This is a genomic window from Pseudomonas rhizophila, assembly GCF_003033885.1.
GTDB lineage: Bacteria > Pseudomonadota > Gammaproteobacteria > Pseudomonadales > Pseudomonadaceae > Aquipseudomonas > Aquipseudomonas rhizophila.
In genome coordinates this window covers 670,990-685,238 of record NZ_CP024081.1, presented here as the reverse complement: position 1 = coordinate 685,238, position 14,249 = coordinate 670,990, and the positions used below count along the sequence as shown (strand labels likewise).

Sequence of the window (14,249 nt, the reverse complement as noted above, 5' to 3'; positions counted from 1 at the left end):
TATCGGCACGTCCGCAGGTGTGGAACTCGCGTAGAAACGCGATTTCCAGTCAAGTTGTGAGTACCTGCCGCGTTCAAAAACGTTTTTACACAGCCTCGGCCGGTAGCGGCCTATCACACCAGCGGGCTAATCGCTGATAGCTTGCTGACGCCTAGCAAAGTGCTCATACCTAACTGCCAATCGTTGCTGATGGACAAGCCTCTTTCCTATTTTAGGGTCTACTTCAGACCTCGGGAGCGTTACACCAGTTGGCTTAGTAACACTCCTAAAACTCATGCTCAAACACTGTGTTACGCCCAAAATATCCAATAAATACAGTCAGTTATCGACAACCGTTACACCAGTAACGTTCGTAACACTGCTTTTCAGACGGATGCGTATTCCCCCGCTCCCCGGAAACATCAATGCCACCAGCGAACGTCAGGAGCAGTTTCAAATGTTGCCGGGGACCCTGAGGTTTCTTTAAGACACGGGGTAGGAAACCCGCGTGATCGTGTTAGCGAAAAAGTGCACAGCTTAGTGAACAGGTGAACCTGGTGAACTGGTGGTTCACCTGAGCATTTGCCCTATCGCTTGGTAGCTCCGCCGGGGACCCTGGGCATTTCGAATGGGTACGGGGCAAAGAACCCGCAGCATCTTGTTAGCGACTGAGTTCTCTACGTCGGTTGACAGGTTGACGTGGTTGACAGCATCCCCAAGGTTGGCCGGGTTCAACCGTTCGCTATCAACAACACAATGGCTCACCTTTACCGTTGTGGTAACGATCCCCTTCTTTCGTCAGGATCCTTTCAATTTCAACGTTGAAATTTCAGTAAGCTGCAATCTCTGTTGCTACCAAGATCCCGCGGGTTTCATGCCCCGTATCCTCTCGATATCCTCAGGGTCCCCGGCGGCCTTCGGCGCCGTGGTCGGATGGTGTTAGCCTTACCCTTCACCTGCGGGTGGCATTTCGCACAAACCTTATGACCGCATAACCTTATTCCAATCTATTTCATGACCGACTTCTTCAAGCTCACGGCCCAGGGCATGCTTCCAATTACCGTCCAATGACTCATACACCACACCGGCATAATCGCTAGGTATTTCTAAATTTCCTCGCTTAAGTGCACAGACCTTTCCTCGCCCCAGACGACCGATGAAATACCCCAGCTCCAAGATGACGTTTTGGCGAGCCCGTGATTGAAGCGTTCCGCCTTTCACACATCCCTCATCATCAGGAGTAAGCAGTACAACCGCGAATCCAACATCTCCGTGGGCTTCGACCTTCTCAATAACCGTCCGACCTTGGTTAGCTTGCTCGTGCAATATCACGGCCTCGAAACCTACTTTTTCAAGGAAGCGCGCCACCATCTCGCGTGAGCCGTCGTCATGACCATGAACGACAAATACACGTCGCGATAAACCTTCCATCACTTCCCCCACATCCACCTTAGTCTCATGTTCATGCTCATAGTCAGCCAAGTCTTCCGCTAACGTTTTCTGTCCTTGCCGAAGAAGCTCGATAGCTCTTCTAATGTTTTTTTCAAGACGTCCAACGTAGTCCGTTGGCACTCCGTTGGTTCTGAAACGAGGGAAAAAGGCAAGAGAGGCCGCAGATTGCAAATCATTGTACGTAGACGTGTTCTCGCCGAAGCACCGTACGAGAGTGTCTTTGATTCTGACCTCCAGCCCACGTACCTCAGGCGTAAGGCCGCTACGCACAGAATTCAGATCGAATGCTTCGAGTTCGGACACACGCTCTCGCAGCCTATCGATTTTCCGATTGATATCCTGTTGCTGAGTTTGAAACTTGGAAGCAGAAGGTTCTGCTGGGGGCTGAACTCGGGCCATCGAAGACGTACTCCTTTGTGAGGTGCAGAACACTATCCCATATTAGAGGGTGTGCCAGCCCCCACCACCGTGTATCCCTCCATGTATCCCAAACCTCACAATCGGCCTGCGAGCCACGGATCTTATGGTAGTCTCGAGTCTCCCTCGGAAATAAAAGGTCTTGCTAGCAAGACCTTTTTTGATCCAGGCGGCACATAGCGCTGCAGCCCCTACCTCACCTCAACAATATCCAACGCCCGATTAGCCAACAATTCACTCACCTCAATCACCTGCAAAATCCCCAATGCAACATGCCGTCGCGACCCATCCAGATCAAACGCCAGATCACTGATCATGGCATTCGCCGAAGCCAGGTTTTCACTCAGATTCGCAAGCAAACACTCAGAATCAACCCCCGGATCAATCCGAAAAATGGAGTCGGTCTTGTCAGACGCTTCGCCCTTAGGCTTGGGTTTCAGGTAGTAATCCAGGGCACGAGTGGCCGCTTCGTCGAGCTTTTTGTTACGGGCAGACTGAGCACGGGATGTGGGTTCGTCTGTAACTGGAGGATTCGGTGTAATTTTGACCATAGCCTTAGCTCTCTTTGGTTGAGGCTACTTCCCGCTCGCGACTAAACGATTGGGAGGCAGCTGTACGCAGGTTAGTCGACCGACGAGCTAAGGAATCGGCGCGCCCGAGGGCGCCCTGCGCACAGCCACCATCGAGTGCAGGGATGGGGATACCTGACTGATGGACGCTTGAGCGACTTAGCAACGACGGGCGACTAAACCCGATCACTGATGAGCAGTGACAGGTCCCAAACTACCGATGCAACCCAAGGCGAACAAGCCGGCGGATTCTGGCGTAGTTGTAGGCAAAGGCGCAAGGCGAGGTCGGCTGGCGAATGGCGGGCGCCCAATGACTGACAGCCCGATCTGACGCTTCAGATTGTTCCGAGCCTCAAATAGCCAGTCCTACCGGTATTGAGGAAACCAGAACAACCACTTCAAGAAAGCGCCTACATCGCGCCCCTCTCTTCACGCGTTAGCGTCTGTCCTGCATTTTTTCCGGACGAGACTCACTACGTGGCGACACGCAAAAAAGACATCCCCCAGGTCCGAAACCCACCCAGCGGCGATGGGTATCACGTCACTTATCGGGACATGACCGCCAGCGAACTGGCCGAGCGCGAAACCCGACAGCAGGCTTACCAAGCCATGCTTGCCCGGCAGGCTGCCTATGAACAAGCGCGCTGGGCCACGGTGGATAACAAGCCGTTGTCCACCGCAACCGGATGCGTGTTTGCCAAGAGCTGCAAGCTCCCCAACGGCATCATCGATTACAGCAACCCCAACGGCTACGTGCCGGCAGATCTGGTCAAGCAGTACGGCGACCTCATGTGGCTCGGCGGCCGGAGCGCCGACCCGTCCGGCACGATTCCCCTCAAGCGGATCGGCGCTGGCACGGTTCCGGTTACCTTGGGCAGGCTCGCGCTGGGCGGTTCGGCAACTTCCACGGCTGCGGCTGCCGGCGGCACCGTCGGCGCAGCGCTGCTAACCGGCATCGTCGCCCTGCTCTGGCCGTCCAATCTGGGTGACAGCGCGCTCTACAGCGAAGACCAGTTACGCAACCTCAAACAGGCCCGCAGCCGCATGCGCCTGAGCATCGAGCAGCAGGCCGACGGCAGTCTCAAGGGGTATGGCTTTTACACCGGTCAAAACCACGATTGGGAAATGGTTGATGTTGTTCAGTTCACGTCGCGAGCCGATCAGTTCATCGCCGACCTGGGGGATGGCATCGAACTGATCTGGACACCGGCCACCAATCCAGCTGACACCCTCGGCATTCCCGCCTTGGAAGCGGCGCCCCAGGCACCGCCTATTTGGATCTACCCGCCGACGCCGATGGCTGACAGCATCATCGTCGATCCGATCTATCCGCCGGAGTACAGGGATTTCATCCTGGTGTTTCCGGCGGATTCGGGGGTTCGGCCGGTTTATGTTGTGGTGAGTACGGCCCATCATGACTACCACCCGAAACCAGATTTTTTACCCGCTTTTCCAAGTGCCAAATGGGCGCCACCCAAAACCCGCATGAAAGGAGGAGGGTTACGTCCTCGCTGGAAGGACAATGAGAAATTAATATATGAATGGGATTTCCAACATGGCGCAGTAGAAAAATATAACAAGCGTGGAAAGCACTTGGGCGAATTCGACCCTATTACGGGAGCCCAAACCAAACCAGCTAACCCAACGAGGTGGGTAGAACCATGAAACACAAAATAATGGGTGTCATTGCCGGCGACGACTTCGCTTCATACGAAAAAACGCTCTGCATTGACACTCAGGCTCTAGCAAAAATAATGAACTGGACCAAAGAAGAGAACTACTTTTACGATTACGAACTGAACACATCTCAAATTGAAGCATTGGAAAATGCTTGCTCAATAGAGCTGCCCCGAAACCTATTGCTTTTTTTAACCAGCAGCAACTAACTTTCAGAGCGACAGCTATTGTTTATTTGCACCGTTAAGGACCAATTCGAGACGTATCCCTGAGATCGGCGAAGCCACCGCCAAGCAGGGCTTTTCCATTCTTAAATTGCAAGGCTGCGAGGCATGAGATGAGCACCTATAAACCGTTGCACTGCGACCTGCACGACTACCTGGAAATTGCCTGCCTATGCGGCTATACGCTGGACATCGAGCTAACTAACGGCCAACGCCTGACAGCCCGTGCGATCACCACGCGAACCGCTTCCACCCGGGAAGAGTTTCTCGAAGTCGAAACCACGGACGGCCGCCAGGAGATTCGCCTCGATCAGCTATTGGCAGTTACGCCGCAGGATAAGAACGCCAGGTTTGGCCGAGTTGTGCTGGGCGACGAATGATCACCTAACATGGCATTAGCTGAAGCCAGGCTTTCGATAGGGTTTGCTATGGCTTCCGGCGTGCGATCACAAGGCGACGCGCACCCTCAACTCTTCTTTCCAAACAACCGCTCGGCAATCTGCCGGCCTCGCTCCAACCCTTCTTCCGTCAACCAGATCGACTTATTCCTGTTTACCGGATCGCTGATGAGACCTTGTTCATGCCTCGGTTCATGACCTCGAAGTCGAAACCTTTCCAGGCGTTGCCGGTGTCGGAGCTGAAGGCTGCCAATAAGGCAAGCACAGCTTCTTCTATCAATCTGTCGTCGTATTCCATGGTTGCTGCTCCGCTCGTGTTAGCAGGTAGCGTCGATTTTATGCCTCAGCGCGCCTTAAATCTTATCCGGTCATCACCTCACCAGCTTGCTCCAGCGCCAACCGATGCAAGGAGGCATCCGCCAGTTCCAAGTCATCATCCCAGCCTCACATCAAAGCCCCATTCACCCACTTGGGGGCAGGGATGACTGACTCGTTCCTTAGGTTCACGCCACATACCGTGCCCGGCTAAAAAACAGTGCCGCTCCGATGCCAATAGCACTGGTTGAGGCGATACCCAGATCAAAACCCGAGACGAAAGACGGCAGTGTAAAAATGCTCGCAAACCCCAGGGCAACCAGGGCGATGCCTAGCCATTTCCTGAGGCCGTAGGATTTCATATAGAAAAACAACAGCAGGAACACTACGTATGCCAACGCGTATAGGCCAAACTCATTCATAGTCATCCTTATCGAGTCTGGGAAGGCGGGGATTTTGTCTTAGCTGATGGGGTTTTTCGCAAATGGTACCGACTAAGCGCCTCAGGTAGGGTCGGTGATGTGCGACGCGAGATTGTGGGTCGCCCCCCGCGGATACCTAGCCTCAAATCAAGGCTTCTCTGACGGGTCAGCTACCTGGCGGTGGGTAGTCACGATGAAGGGCTTGCCGGCCAAGTCCATTTGTTCCAAGACAATCTTGTTCTTCTCCACCTCCTTGATGCGCGCCTGCCCCGATGCCCCTGCCGGGTAGATATCACTGAGGTTGGGCATGCTGGGGCCGACAAAATGCGCCACCATCAAAGGCGGAATAGCTACGCCGTCAAGCGTATAGGCCTTGGGCAACGTCTTCATCTGCTCCAATGTGAAGGAAAGGTACTCGCTGTCAGCACTCCAATTACCCGCGCCATTTACGCTGTATTCGAACCGATAGGGTTTCGAATGATCTGTCCCAACCAATGCGGCCACGCCGCTAACGTTGTAATGGTTGTTGGCGAAGTACTCGATCATGCCCTTGAACTCGAACTGAACCCCGCCGGCATTGGGATAGCTGAACTGCTCGGTCCAACGTCCAATGAAATGGCTTTTGTAGTAGTCGGTCCTCATTTCGGCCAACCAGGATGAAATGCTGGGGAACCCCGCCATTAAGCCAACAATTGCGACGATAACGGCCCAGCTTTTTACCGAGTACTGCCTAAGTGTCGAGACAACGGTCATCAATAGCTCCTAATCCATGAGGAGGCGTGCAGCTCTCCGTTTCGCCTGAGCCATTATTGCTTCAGGTCTTCAATCAGCTTACCTACAGCCAAATCAGACACCCGGGAAAACGCCGCACGCGCTGCTTCGGGATCGGTGGCGTACTGCTCAGGGGTGTAAGCGAGGGTGTTGCTTTCATTGAATGCCGAAATGGTATTGAAGTTGCGCCAAACCGAGGTGCCGCTGCGTTTCATGGAGCCGTTGACACCAATGACTGGGTAAAGCACAGAGCTGTAGTTTTTCAGGCTAAGCCCCCACTGCATGACCATGATTTCAACGTCGGCATCCGCTCTCTCGCCTTGCGCCACGATGGTGAACAGCCCTTCTTGCTTGATGCGCCTCTCGAAGCTTTCACGCACCAGTTTGCCCACATCGATACCGTGGGCTTGCATGTTGTTCAGAATCGCTTGGGAAATATCCGCCGTCGCGCCATCGGCCGCCTTGGTGCCCACGACCGAGCCGGCGCCCGTCAACGCGCTTGTGCCAGCGCTCGATGCTCCGGCCAACATGCCAGTCGCTGCGCCTGCTCCAGCACCCAGGCCTGCACCCCACGCCTGAGTCATGCTCGTGTATTTGAAGTTTTCTACGGCAAAGTACACGGGAAGGATCTTGATCGTTTTGATCTGGTGGCGGTCTTCGACACTCAAAGACTTGGTTACACACCCGGAAAGCAGGACGACCGAAAGCAACGCGAGAATCAACTTTTTCATGGGTGGGGAAACCGATTACCTGGATGAATGGGGGCTCTGGGCGCCATGACTGACAACCGTTTCAATAGAAGCGGTCTTCTTCTTTCATGCGATAAATGCGACCGAACGTCCTGAAGGAAATACACAGGAACACCAATGTCAGCAGTACACCGCCAGTCATGACAAAAAAACCGGAGCGATACGTGTGTAGCTCGGTGGCGATGCTATTTATTTTGGGAAACCACCTCACGGCATGGAAATCTTGTACTCGGCGAGCTTGGCCTTGTGCTCCTCACGTACGTACTTCTTGTTGACGATCTGCGAGAACTTCATGAAGTCGGCCTTGGCGCCGTCCTTATCTCCCAAATGGTCGTACGCGATCCCACGCTCGTAATAGGCCCAGGCATAGTCCGCCTGGCGCTCAAGGCCGGTGCTGAATGCTTCAGCGGCCTCTCGGTACTGACCCAGGTCTGTCAGCGCGAGGCCCTGATGATAGTAGGTCGGCATGTGGAAGCCGGAGCCCTTTCCGGCTTCTCCCAGTCCGTTGTCGAGGTTGTACTGCACAAGTTCAAGCGCTTTTTTCGGGTTGCCAGCGTCGCGATACATGCTGCTCAAATCCAGATTGGCGCGCGCATCAGGCTTGGCCTCCAATTGGATGGATTTTTCCTTGGCAGCCACCGCTTCGGGGAAATGCTTGAGGTTGCTGTGGGCGTCGGCCTGCACCGCGTAAATCAAACTTTCCAGCGAGGCGGGCAAGGTATTTTTCTGCAGGCATAGATCACCTTCCTGTAGCGCCAGAGGGTAATTTTCGGCTTTGGACGCCTTAATCTGATTTGTGCAGTGCGCGAGGTTGGCTTTTTGCGGGTTCTGCATTCCGGCACATCCTGTGAGGATGAGGGAGCAGGCGATCAGTGCGGGCCAGCGAGCATTCATGAAAAGCATCCTTGTTAGTCGAACAGACGAGCGTTGAGGTCAGGGCGATAGACCTGCAAGAGCGGCGCGGTCACGGTGCCTTGTAGCGAGCAGAACACGGTGGTGTGCCCTGCCAGCGGCGGTGTTGTGCCGCCCGTGTCGACCATCAACACGCGGTCTACGAAACCAAACGGAGTGACGACGCCGGGGCCGGTCAATCCTTCGGTGCGCCATTGGCCGATCGGGTCACCGACGCGGCGAATTTCGGCGCGGGTAATGGCTTTGCCCTGACCGACAAAACGCGCGTTATCGACGATCAATGGTTTGAGTTTTGCGGCCACCTCTTGCGGCGAACCATCGGCTACGAAACCCCAGAACAGAAAATTGCCGGCATTCTTGATGGTTTCGGCCTGGTTGTAATAGCCGACCATCTGCACGCCGTTGACGATCAGGGGCGTTTCGAAGTGTTGGTAAGTGCCACCTTCCTGTAGCGGGCTCATGATGGTCGGTGCCTTGACCGAGCCGTAATCACTCAGGCGCACGGTACCTGCCGGCAGGCGGGCGTCGCGCAGGCTCTCGAAGAAATGCGCATCGCAACGGGAAAATTCGGTCAGCAGTTGTTCGGGCGTGGTGACGGTCTGAGCCTGGGCAGTGCAGGCAGCGGCGACGGCGAGCAAAGCAACGCCAGAAAAAACAGAGCGGAACATTAGAATCATCCGTGAGGTGGAAACGAAGTCTGTCGGCCTATGAATCGCGAACTTTAGCAAGGCGGGCCTGCGGGAGAAGGCCTAAGTGCCGAAGCCTGCAGATAAGGCTACATAGCGAAGGGAACGGGTTTAATTTCAAGCCACTAAATAATTCCGGGGCCGGGTGTATCGGGTTGGGTGGTTTTGGGGCTGCTGCGCAGCCCAGCGGGGATAAATCCCCTCGCCACAAGTTCGGGTGCTCTTGCGTGGCCGTACGGCGGGATGTCATGTGCCGCTGGGCCCCACTTTGCTGTGATATTACGCAACCCAAGCCAGATCAGTTTGGTTGCCGCGTCGTCGGGGCGGGAGCTATCTATTACTTAATGATTGTTATCAAGTCGACGCCTTCAAATCGACGCCCAATGCCTGGGCAAATGCCTTCACCAGCGGACTGCGCACGATGTTGTGACGCAGGATCAGATTAAACGGTGTGCTAATGTGAATGAGGTCCGGCCGCAAGGCTCGCAATTGCCCTTCAGACACCATTGACGCGGCGTAATGCTGTGGGAGAAAACCCACGAAGCGCCCGGTCTTGATCAGCAGCGCCACGGCTTCCACCTGGGTCGCCGAGGCGGAAAAACTGTCGTACCGGGCAAAATTCAGTTTGTCGCGATGGATCGCGTAGCGATGGTTGATGCACTCGTACTCCTTGAGTACGTTGCTGCCGATTTCTGCGTCCGACACCGAAAACAACGGGTGGCCGATCGCGCAGTAGACCTCTGAGCGTTCTTCATACAACGCGTAATAGTCAAACTCTTCGCGCTTCTGATAAACCGGCACGATACCGGCCACCAGGCGCCCCTCTACGACCCCTCTTTCAACCTCATCCAGTTGTGAGGTCTGAAGTTGAAACCTTACTTTCGGTGACTCTTTATTTATTCGTTCAAGCGCTGCAACTAACGGCGAATTAATGTCGGAAATAGTATTGTCAATAACGCCCACACCCAGGTCGCCAACAAGTTCATTCTGCGCGGAACTAAGGCGATCACGAAAGTTATCGACCGAGGCAAATAAATCAATCGACGCCTGATAGACCAATCGGCCTTCTTCGGTCAGATGAAAACCCTCGCGACCTCGGGTGCACAAGCGCATACCGATACGAATTTCAAGGTCGGAAATTTGTTTGCTGATGGCCGCCAACCCCACATTCAGCTCGTTCTGCGCCGCACTGAAACCGCCAGCCTCGACCACGGCCTTGAACACTTTGAGCAGTTTGAAATCCAGCCCGCTGAGGGCCAGCGGCGCCCGATGCAGCGTTTTTGGCGCCGGGTTTCCGGAATTGGAAAGTGGGGTTTCCATAATGCTTATTTACCTCTGGCGCGCTATTCAACAACCTGTGTCCAACAACAAAAATAAAGCTGGCCAATAATAATGAACACAGAAAACCAGGCTTGGCAACCGCTAATAATCCCCGTACTTCAGTGCCAACTCACTGACTTCGAACTGCTAAAAGCTGACACTTCGATCAGCTCTCGCAACGCTGCAACTGCCCTCTTGAAAACTGCTTAGGCCGAACCACGCCCGAATTATTTCCGGCGGGTCTTCTCGGCTCTTCGCATCCATTTCAGTTCGCTTTACCGACGAGGAAAACAACAATGTCTCAACCCACCGAACGTCTCTGGGGGGCCCGTTTCAAAAGCGGCCCCTCCGAAGCCCTGGCGGCCCTGTCCCGTTGCCCTGAGCGTTACTTTCGCCTGACCCCGTACGACCTCGCCGGCTCCAAGGCCCATGCCCGTGAGCTGCAACGCGCCGGACTGTTGAGCGAGCAGGAAACCCACACCATGCTCGACGCGCTGGAAGGTATCGGCGCTGATTTCAAAGCCGGCAGCATCGCGCCAACGCTGGATGACGAAGACGTCCACACGTTCATCGAACGCCTGCTGACCGAGCGCCTCGGCCCATTGGGCGGCAAGCTGCGCGCCGGCCGTTCGCGCAACGACCAGACCGCCAACGACCTGCGTCTGTTCCTGCGCGACCACGTGCGCACCCTGGCCGTCGAAGTACTTGCCTTGCAACAAGCGCTGGTCGATCAGGCCGAACAACACATCGAAAGCATCTGCCCAGGCTTCACTCACCTGCAACAGGCGCAACCGATCGTCTTTGCCCATCACTTGCTCGCTCACGCCCAATCGATGCTGCGTGACGTGCAACGACTGGTGGACTGGGACATCCGCACCGCGCTGTCGCCACTCGGCGCCGCCGCCATGGCCGGTTCCGCCATCGCGCGCCTGCCGCAGCAGTCGGCTAGGGAAATGGGTTACAGCGGCGTCTGCGAAAACTCCATCGATGCGGTGGCTAGCCGCGATCACGTCGCCGAATTCCTGTTTATTGCCAGCATGCTCGGGATCAACATTTCCCGCCTTGCCGAAGAATTTTGTCTGTGGTCATCGCGGCAATTTCGCTGGGTTGCCCTGGACGATGCCTACGCCACCGGTAGCTCAATCATGCCGCAGAAGAAAAACCCGGACATTGCCGAACTGGCCCGGGGCAAGGCAGGTCGCCTGATCGGCAACCTCACCGGTCTGCTCTCTACCCTGAAATCGCTGCCGCTGTCATACAACCGCGACTTGAGCGAAGACAAGAACGGCGTGCTCGACAGCGTCGACACCTTGCTGCTGGTCCTGCCCGCCATGGCTGGGATGGTCGCGACCATGAAGGTCAACGTTGAAGAGTTGCGCCGCCAGGCACCGCTCGGGTTCACCCTCGCGACCGAAGTGGCCGACTGGCTGGCGGTGCGCGGCGTGCCGTTCAAGGAAGCCCATGAAATCACCGGCGCGCTGGTTCAAGCCTGTGAGAAACACGACATCGAGTTGTGGGAAGCCTCGCCGGCGCTGTTGGCCGAAATCGATCCGCGCCTGACCCCGGAAGTACGCGACAGCCTGACGCTAGAAGCCGCCATCGCTGCCCGTAGCGGTTGGGGTGGTACCGCGCCGCAGCAGGTGCGCGAGCAGATCGGCCGGTTGAAGACCGCCCTCGCCGCGCAACACGAATGGACCAAGAACTATCAGGGCTTCCGCCTCTGATAGACAACGCAAAACCCCGGTAGGAGCTGGCAAGCCGGCACCTGCAAGGAAATGTGTTTGACCTGCAATACCCGTGTTCGGAGAAACAACATGAGTCAGACTCAGGCAGAACGACTTCAGGCGGAGCGCAAACTGGCGGAAAACCAGTTTGATATAACCCAGTACGACCACGTGCCACGTCGTTACTACGGGCGGATTTTTTTCGCCACCGTGATCCTCATAGCGATCATCGGCCTGGTGCGCGCCTTTGCCGAAGGCAAGATCGAATGGTCGTACATCGGCCAGTTCCTCACCTCCCAAGCGATCATGTGGGGCTTGCTCAATACCATCGTCATGGCCGTGCTGGCGATGGGGCTGGGTATTGTGTTCGGGGTGATCACGGCGATCATGCGCATGTCGGCCAACCCGATCCTGCGTTACGTCGCGGTGACCTACACCTGGCTGTTTCGCGGCACGCCGCTGATCCTGCAACTGCTGTTGTGGTTCAACCTGGCGCTGATCTTCCCCACCATCGGCATTCCCGGCCTGTTCGAAATGGACACCGTGAGCCTGATGACGCCATTCGCGGCCGCCCTCCTGGGCTTGAGCATCAACCAGGGCGCCTACACCGCCGAAGTGGTGCGCGCCGGCCTGTTGTCGGTGGACACCGGGCAGTACGAAGCCGCCAAGTCGATTGGCATGCCACGCCTTCAAGCGCTGCGCCGGATCATCCTGCCGCAGGCGATGCGGATCATCATTCCGCCGGTCGGCAACGAGTTTATCGGCATGGTGAAAATGACCTCGCTGGCGAGCGTCATCCAGTACTCGGAACTGCTCTACAACGCCCAGAACATCTACTACGCCAACGCCCGGGTGATGGAGCTGCTGATCGTCGCGGGTATCTGGTACCTGGCCACCGTCACCGTCCTGTCCTTTGGTCAAAGCCGTCTGGAGCGTCGTTTCGCTCGCGGCGCCGGCAAGCGTTCTTGAGGAGCCCTACATGAGAAGCATCGTCAAGGCCGTGAGTCTGAATAAGTATTACGACCAGTTCCACGCGCTCAAAGACATCAACATCGAAGTCGAGCAAGGTGAAGTGCTGTGCATCATCGGCCCGTCCGGTTCCGGTAAAAGCACCTTGCTGCGTTGCGTCAACCAACTGGAAAAGATCGACAAGGGTGGCCTGTGGGTCGATGGCGAACTGGTGGGTTACCGCATCGTCGGCAACAAACTGCACGAACTCAACGAGTCCCAGATCGCCCGTCAACGTCTGTCCACCGGCATGGTGTTCCAGCGTTTCAACCTGTTTCCGCACATGACTGTGCTGCAAAACATCATCGAAGGGCCATGCCAGGTGCTCAAGCGTTCGCCCAAAGAGGCAAATGAAGAAGCCCTGGAATTGCTCGCCCGCGTCGGCCTGACCGACAAGCGCAACAGCTACCCGATCGAACTTTCGGGTGGCCAGCAGCAACGCGTCGCCATTGCGCGTGCATTGGCCATGCGCCCCAAGCTGATGTTGTTCGATGAACCCACTTCGGCACTCGACCCGGAACTGGTCGGTGAGGTGCTGTCGGTGATGCGCGACCTCGCGCAGACCGGCATGACCATGATCGTCGTCACCCATGAACTGGGCTTCGCTCGCGAGGTTTCCAATCGCATGGTGTTCATGGACGGCGGGCAGATCGTGGAGGCTGGAAGCCCCGAAGAAATACTAATAAGTCCGCAAAACCCTCGCACCCAAAGCTTCATTTCTGCCGTTCGAACCTAAGCGCCCTTTGGCGCTCACAACACTCAAAAGAGAACGACCATGAAGAACTTCGTAATCCCAGCAGTACTCGCAGGCTTGATGGCCTCCAGCTTCAGCTTCGCCGCCGAACTGCCGGCCAGCATCAAGGACAAGGGCGAGATCGTCGTCGCGATCATGCCGAACTATCCGCCGATGGATTTCAAGGACCCGGCCACCAACCAGTTGACCGGCCTGGACTATGACCTGGGCAACGCCTTGGCCGAACGCTTGGGCATCAAGATCAAATGGCAGGAAACTGGCTTCGAACAAATGATCAACGCGCTCACCACCGACCGCGTCGACATGGTGCTGTCGGGCATGACCGACACCGCCGAACGTCAGGCCAGCGTGACCTTCGTTGACTACTTCACCAGCGGTCCGCAGTTCTACACCCTGCAAAAGAACAAAGACATCAACGAGATCATCGACCTGTGCGGCAAGAAAGTCGGCACCAGCCGCCGCACCACCTTCCCTACGGAAATCGCCGAGTGGAGCAAGGCCAACTGCGAAGCGGCGGGTAAACCGGCGATCAACGTGGTGGGCACCGAAGGCTCCGCCGACGCCCGTGCGCAACTGCGCCAGAGCCGTATCGACGCGGCGATGCAAGGCAGCGAAACCCTGCCGTACCTCAAGACCCAGGAAAAGGACATGTACAAGACCGTGGGCCTGCCGATCTCGTCGCAGTTCACCGGCCTGGGCGTCAGCAAGAAAAAACCTGAGCTGAGCGAAGCGGTGAAAGTCGCACTGCAGAGCATGATCGACGACGGCAGCTACCAGGCGATCCTGAAGAAGTGGGAGCTGGAGCTGGGCGCGATCAAGACGGCGACCATTAACGCCGGGAAGTAACCGCAAGGAACAAGCCTGTCCGTTTG

General features: G+C 56.2%; 17 protein-coding genes and 1 pseudogene. 7 read left to right on the top strand and 11 right to left on the bottom strand.

The annotated features are described in order from the left end of the window. Positions 1-960: 960 nt before the first annotated feature. Both CRX69_RS03120 and CRX69_RS03115 read right to left on the bottom strand, forming a co-directional pair. The gene (locus CRX69_RS03120; protein ID WP_107321524.1) at positions 961-1,830 is read right to left on the bottom strand and encodes a TIR domain-containing protein; all 870 of its coding nucleotides are present in this window, start codon (positions 1,828-1,830) and stop codon (positions 961-963) included. 209 nt (positions 1,831-2,039) lie between these two features. Next, the gene (locus CRX69_RS03115; protein WP_107321523.1) at positions 2,040-2,399 is read right to left on the bottom strand and encodes a DUF6124 family protein; all 360 of its coding nucleotides are present in this window, start codon (positions 2,397-2,399) and stop codon (positions 2,040-2,042) included. 495 nt (positions 2,400-2,894) lie between these two features. Here CRX69_RS03115 and CRX69_RS03110 point away from each other — a divergent pair, with 495 nt between their 5' ends. The 3 genes from CRX69_RS03110 to CRX69_RS03100 all read left to right on the top strand — a co-directional run bounded on the left by CRX69_RS03110 (position 2,895) and on the right by CRX69_RS03100 (position 4,698). Further along, complete coding sequence (locus tag CRX69_RS03110) at positions 2,895-4,082, top strand: colicin E3/pyocin S6 family cytotoxin (RefSeq protein WP_107321522.1); 1,188 nt, start codon at positions 2,895-2,897, stop codon at positions 4,080-4,082. Beyond that, on the top strand, positions 4,079-4,303 hold the full coding sequence (locus tag CRX69_RS03105) for a hypothetical protein (protein ID WP_107321521.1): 225 nt from the start codon (positions 4,079-4,081) through the stop codon (positions 4,301-4,303). The genes CRX69_RS03110 and CRX69_RS03105 overlap by 4 nt, the downstream gene beginning before the upstream one ends. A 128-nt stretch (positions 4,304-4,431) precedes the next feature. Beyond that, the gene (locus CRX69_RS03100) at positions 4,432-4,698 is read left to right on the top strand and encodes a Rho-binding antiterminator (protein WP_107321520.1); all 267 of its coding nucleotides are present in this window, start codon (positions 4,432-4,434) and stop codon (positions 4,696-4,698) included. Positions 4,699-4,784: 86 nt separating this feature from the next. Here the strand turns inward: CRX69_RS03100 and CRX69_RS28180 are convergent, their stop codons facing one another. The 9 genes and pseudogenes from CRX69_RS28180 to CRX69_RS03065 form a co-directional block, all read right to left on the bottom strand. Beyond that, positions 4,785-4,850, bottom strand: coding sequence for a hypothetical protein (locus CRX69_RS28180; protein ID WP_476705390.1), 66 nt, complete (start codon positions 4,848-4,850; stop codon positions 4,785-4,787). 20 nt (positions 4,851-4,870) lie between these two features. Further along, complete coding sequence (locus CRX69_RS27740; protein ID WP_218277733.1) at positions 4,871-5,014, bottom strand: DUF6429 family protein; 144 nt, start codon at positions 5,012-5,014, stop codon at positions 4,871-4,873. Positions 5,015-5,219: 205 nt separating this feature from the next. Continuing rightward, positions 5,220-5,453 carry a hypothetical protein gene (locus tag CRX69_RS03090; protein WP_107321519.1) on the bottom strand — a complete coding sequence of 78 codons (234 nt, stop codon included), beginning with the start codon at positions 5,451-5,453 and terminating at the stop codon, positions 5,220-5,222. A gap of 147 nt (positions 5,454-5,600) precedes the next feature. Next, a complete protein-coding gene (locus tag CRX69_RS03085; protein WP_107321518.1) occupies positions 5,601-6,206 on the bottom strand; it encodes a hypothetical protein in 606 nt (201 codons plus the stop codon). Between the two features lie 53 nt (positions 6,207-6,259). Further along, complete coding sequence (locus CRX69_RS03080; RefSeq protein ID WP_107321517.1) at positions 6,260-6,955, bottom strand: hypothetical protein; 696 nt, start codon at positions 6,953-6,955, stop codon at positions 6,260-6,262. A gap of 225 nt (positions 6,956-7,180) precedes the next feature. Continuing rightward, positions 7,181-7,867: a tetratricopeptide repeat protein gene (locus CRX69_RS03075; RefSeq protein ID WP_173407371.1), complete on the bottom strand. Its 687-nt coding sequence runs from the start codon at positions 7,865-7,867 to the stop codon at positions 7,181-7,183. A gap of 14 nt (positions 7,868-7,881) precedes the next feature. Beyond that, complete coding sequence (locus CRX69_RS03070; protein WP_107321515.1) at positions 7,882-8,553, bottom strand: hypothetical protein; 672 nt, start codon at positions 8,551-8,553, stop codon at positions 7,882-7,884. Positions 8,554-8,696: 143 nt separating this feature from the next. Then, a pseudogene (locus tag CRX69_RS28175) lies at positions 8,697-8,891 on the bottom strand (hypothetical protein); the annotation flags it as partial. A 34-nt stretch (positions 8,892-8,925) separates the two neighbouring features. After that, positions 8,926-9,891 carry a LysR family transcriptional regulator gene (locus CRX69_RS03065; protein ID WP_107321514.1) on the bottom strand — a complete coding sequence of 322 codons (966 nt, stop codon included), beginning with the start codon at positions 9,889-9,891 and terminating at the stop codon, positions 8,926-8,928. Positions 9,892-10,187: 296 nt separating this feature from the next. Between CRX69_RS03065 and argH the strand changes: the two genes are divergently transcribed. From argH to CRX69_RS03045, 4 genes are all read left to right on the top strand, one after another. Beyond that, complete coding sequence (argH, locus tag CRX69_RS03060) at positions 10,188-11,615, top strand: argininosuccinate lyase (RefSeq protein ID WP_107321513.1); 1,428 nt, start codon at positions 10,188-10,190, stop codon at positions 11,613-11,615. A 90-nt stretch (positions 11,616-11,705) separates the two neighbouring features. Beyond that, positions 11,706-12,584 (top strand): amino acid ABC transporter permease, encoded by an 879-nt coding sequence (locus tag CRX69_RS03055; RefSeq protein ID WP_107321512.1) that lies wholly within the window; start codon positions 11,706-11,708, stop codon positions 12,582-12,584. Positions 12,585-12,594: 10 nt separating this feature from the next. Further along, positions 12,595-13,359, top strand: a complete 765-nt coding sequence (locus CRX69_RS03050; protein WP_107321511.1) for an amino acid ABC transporter ATP-binding protein — start codon at positions 12,595-12,597, stop codon at positions 13,357-13,359. Positions 13,360-13,398: 39 nt separating this feature from the next. Next, positions 13,399-14,223 carry an ABC transporter substrate-binding protein gene (locus CRX69_RS03045; protein WP_107321510.1) on the top strand — a complete coding sequence of 275 codons (825 nt, stop codon included), beginning with the start codon at positions 13,399-13,401 and terminating at the stop codon, positions 14,221-14,223. Positions 14,224-14,249: the final 26 nt, after the last annotated feature.

Coding starts and splice junctions, on each gene's coding strand:
- CRX69_RS03105 (WP_107321521.1), top strand. CDS start 4,079: ATGAAACACAAAATAATGGGTGTCATTGCCGGCGACGACTTCGCTTCA.
- CRX69_RS03045 (WP_107321510.1), top strand. CDS start 13,399: ATGAAGAACTTCGTAATCCCAGCAGTACTCGCAGGCTTGATGGCCTCC.
- CRX69_RS03050 (WP_107321511.1), top strand. CDS start 12,595: ATGAGAAGCATCGTCAAGGCCGTGAGTCTGAATAAGTATTACGACCAG.
- CRX69_RS27740 (WP_218277733.1), bottom strand. CDS start 5,014: ATGGAATACGACGACAGATTGATAGAAGAAGCTGTGCTTGCCTTATTG.
- CRX69_RS03090 (WP_107321519.1), bottom strand. CDS start 5,453: ATGAATGAGTTTGGCCTATACGCGTTGGCATACGTAGTGTTCCTGCTG.
- CRX69_RS03085 (WP_107321518.1), bottom strand. CDS start 6,206: ATGACCGTTGTCTCGACACTTAGGCAGTACTCGGTAAAAAGCTGGGCC.
- CRX69_RS03080 (WP_107321517.1), bottom strand. CDS start 6,955: ATGAAAAAGTTGATTCTCGCGTTGCTTTCGGTCGTCCTGCTTTCCGGG.
- CRX69_RS03070 (WP_107321515.1), bottom strand. CDS start 8,553: ATGTTCCGCTCTGTTTTTTCTGGCGTTGCTTTGCTCGCCGTCGCCGCT.
- CRX69_RS03120 (WP_107321524.1), bottom strand. CDS start 1,830: ATGGCCCGAGTTCAGCCCCCAGCAGAACCTTCTGCTTCCAAGTTTCAA.
- CRX69_RS03115 (WP_107321523.1), bottom strand. CDS start 2,399: ATGGTCAAAATTACACCGAATCCTCCAGTTACAGACGAACCCACATCC.
- argH (WP_107321513.1), top strand. CDS start 10,188: ATGTCTCAACCCACCGAACGTCTCTGGGGGGCCCGTTTCAAAAGCGGC.
- CRX69_RS03100 (WP_107321520.1), top strand. CDS start 4,432: ATGAGCACCTATAAACCGTTGCACTGCGACCTGCACGACTACCTGGAA.
- CRX69_RS03075 (WP_173407371.1), bottom strand. CDS start 7,867: ATGAATGCTCGCTGGCCCGCACTGATCGCCTGCTCCCTCATCCTCACA.
- CRX69_RS03065 (WP_107321514.1), bottom strand. CDS start 9,891: ATGGAAACCCCACTTTCCAATTCCGGAAACCCGGCGCCAAAAACGCTG.
- CRX69_RS03055 (WP_107321512.1), top strand. CDS start 11,706: ATGAGTCAGACTCAGGCAGAACGACTTCAGGCGGAGCGCAAACTGGCG.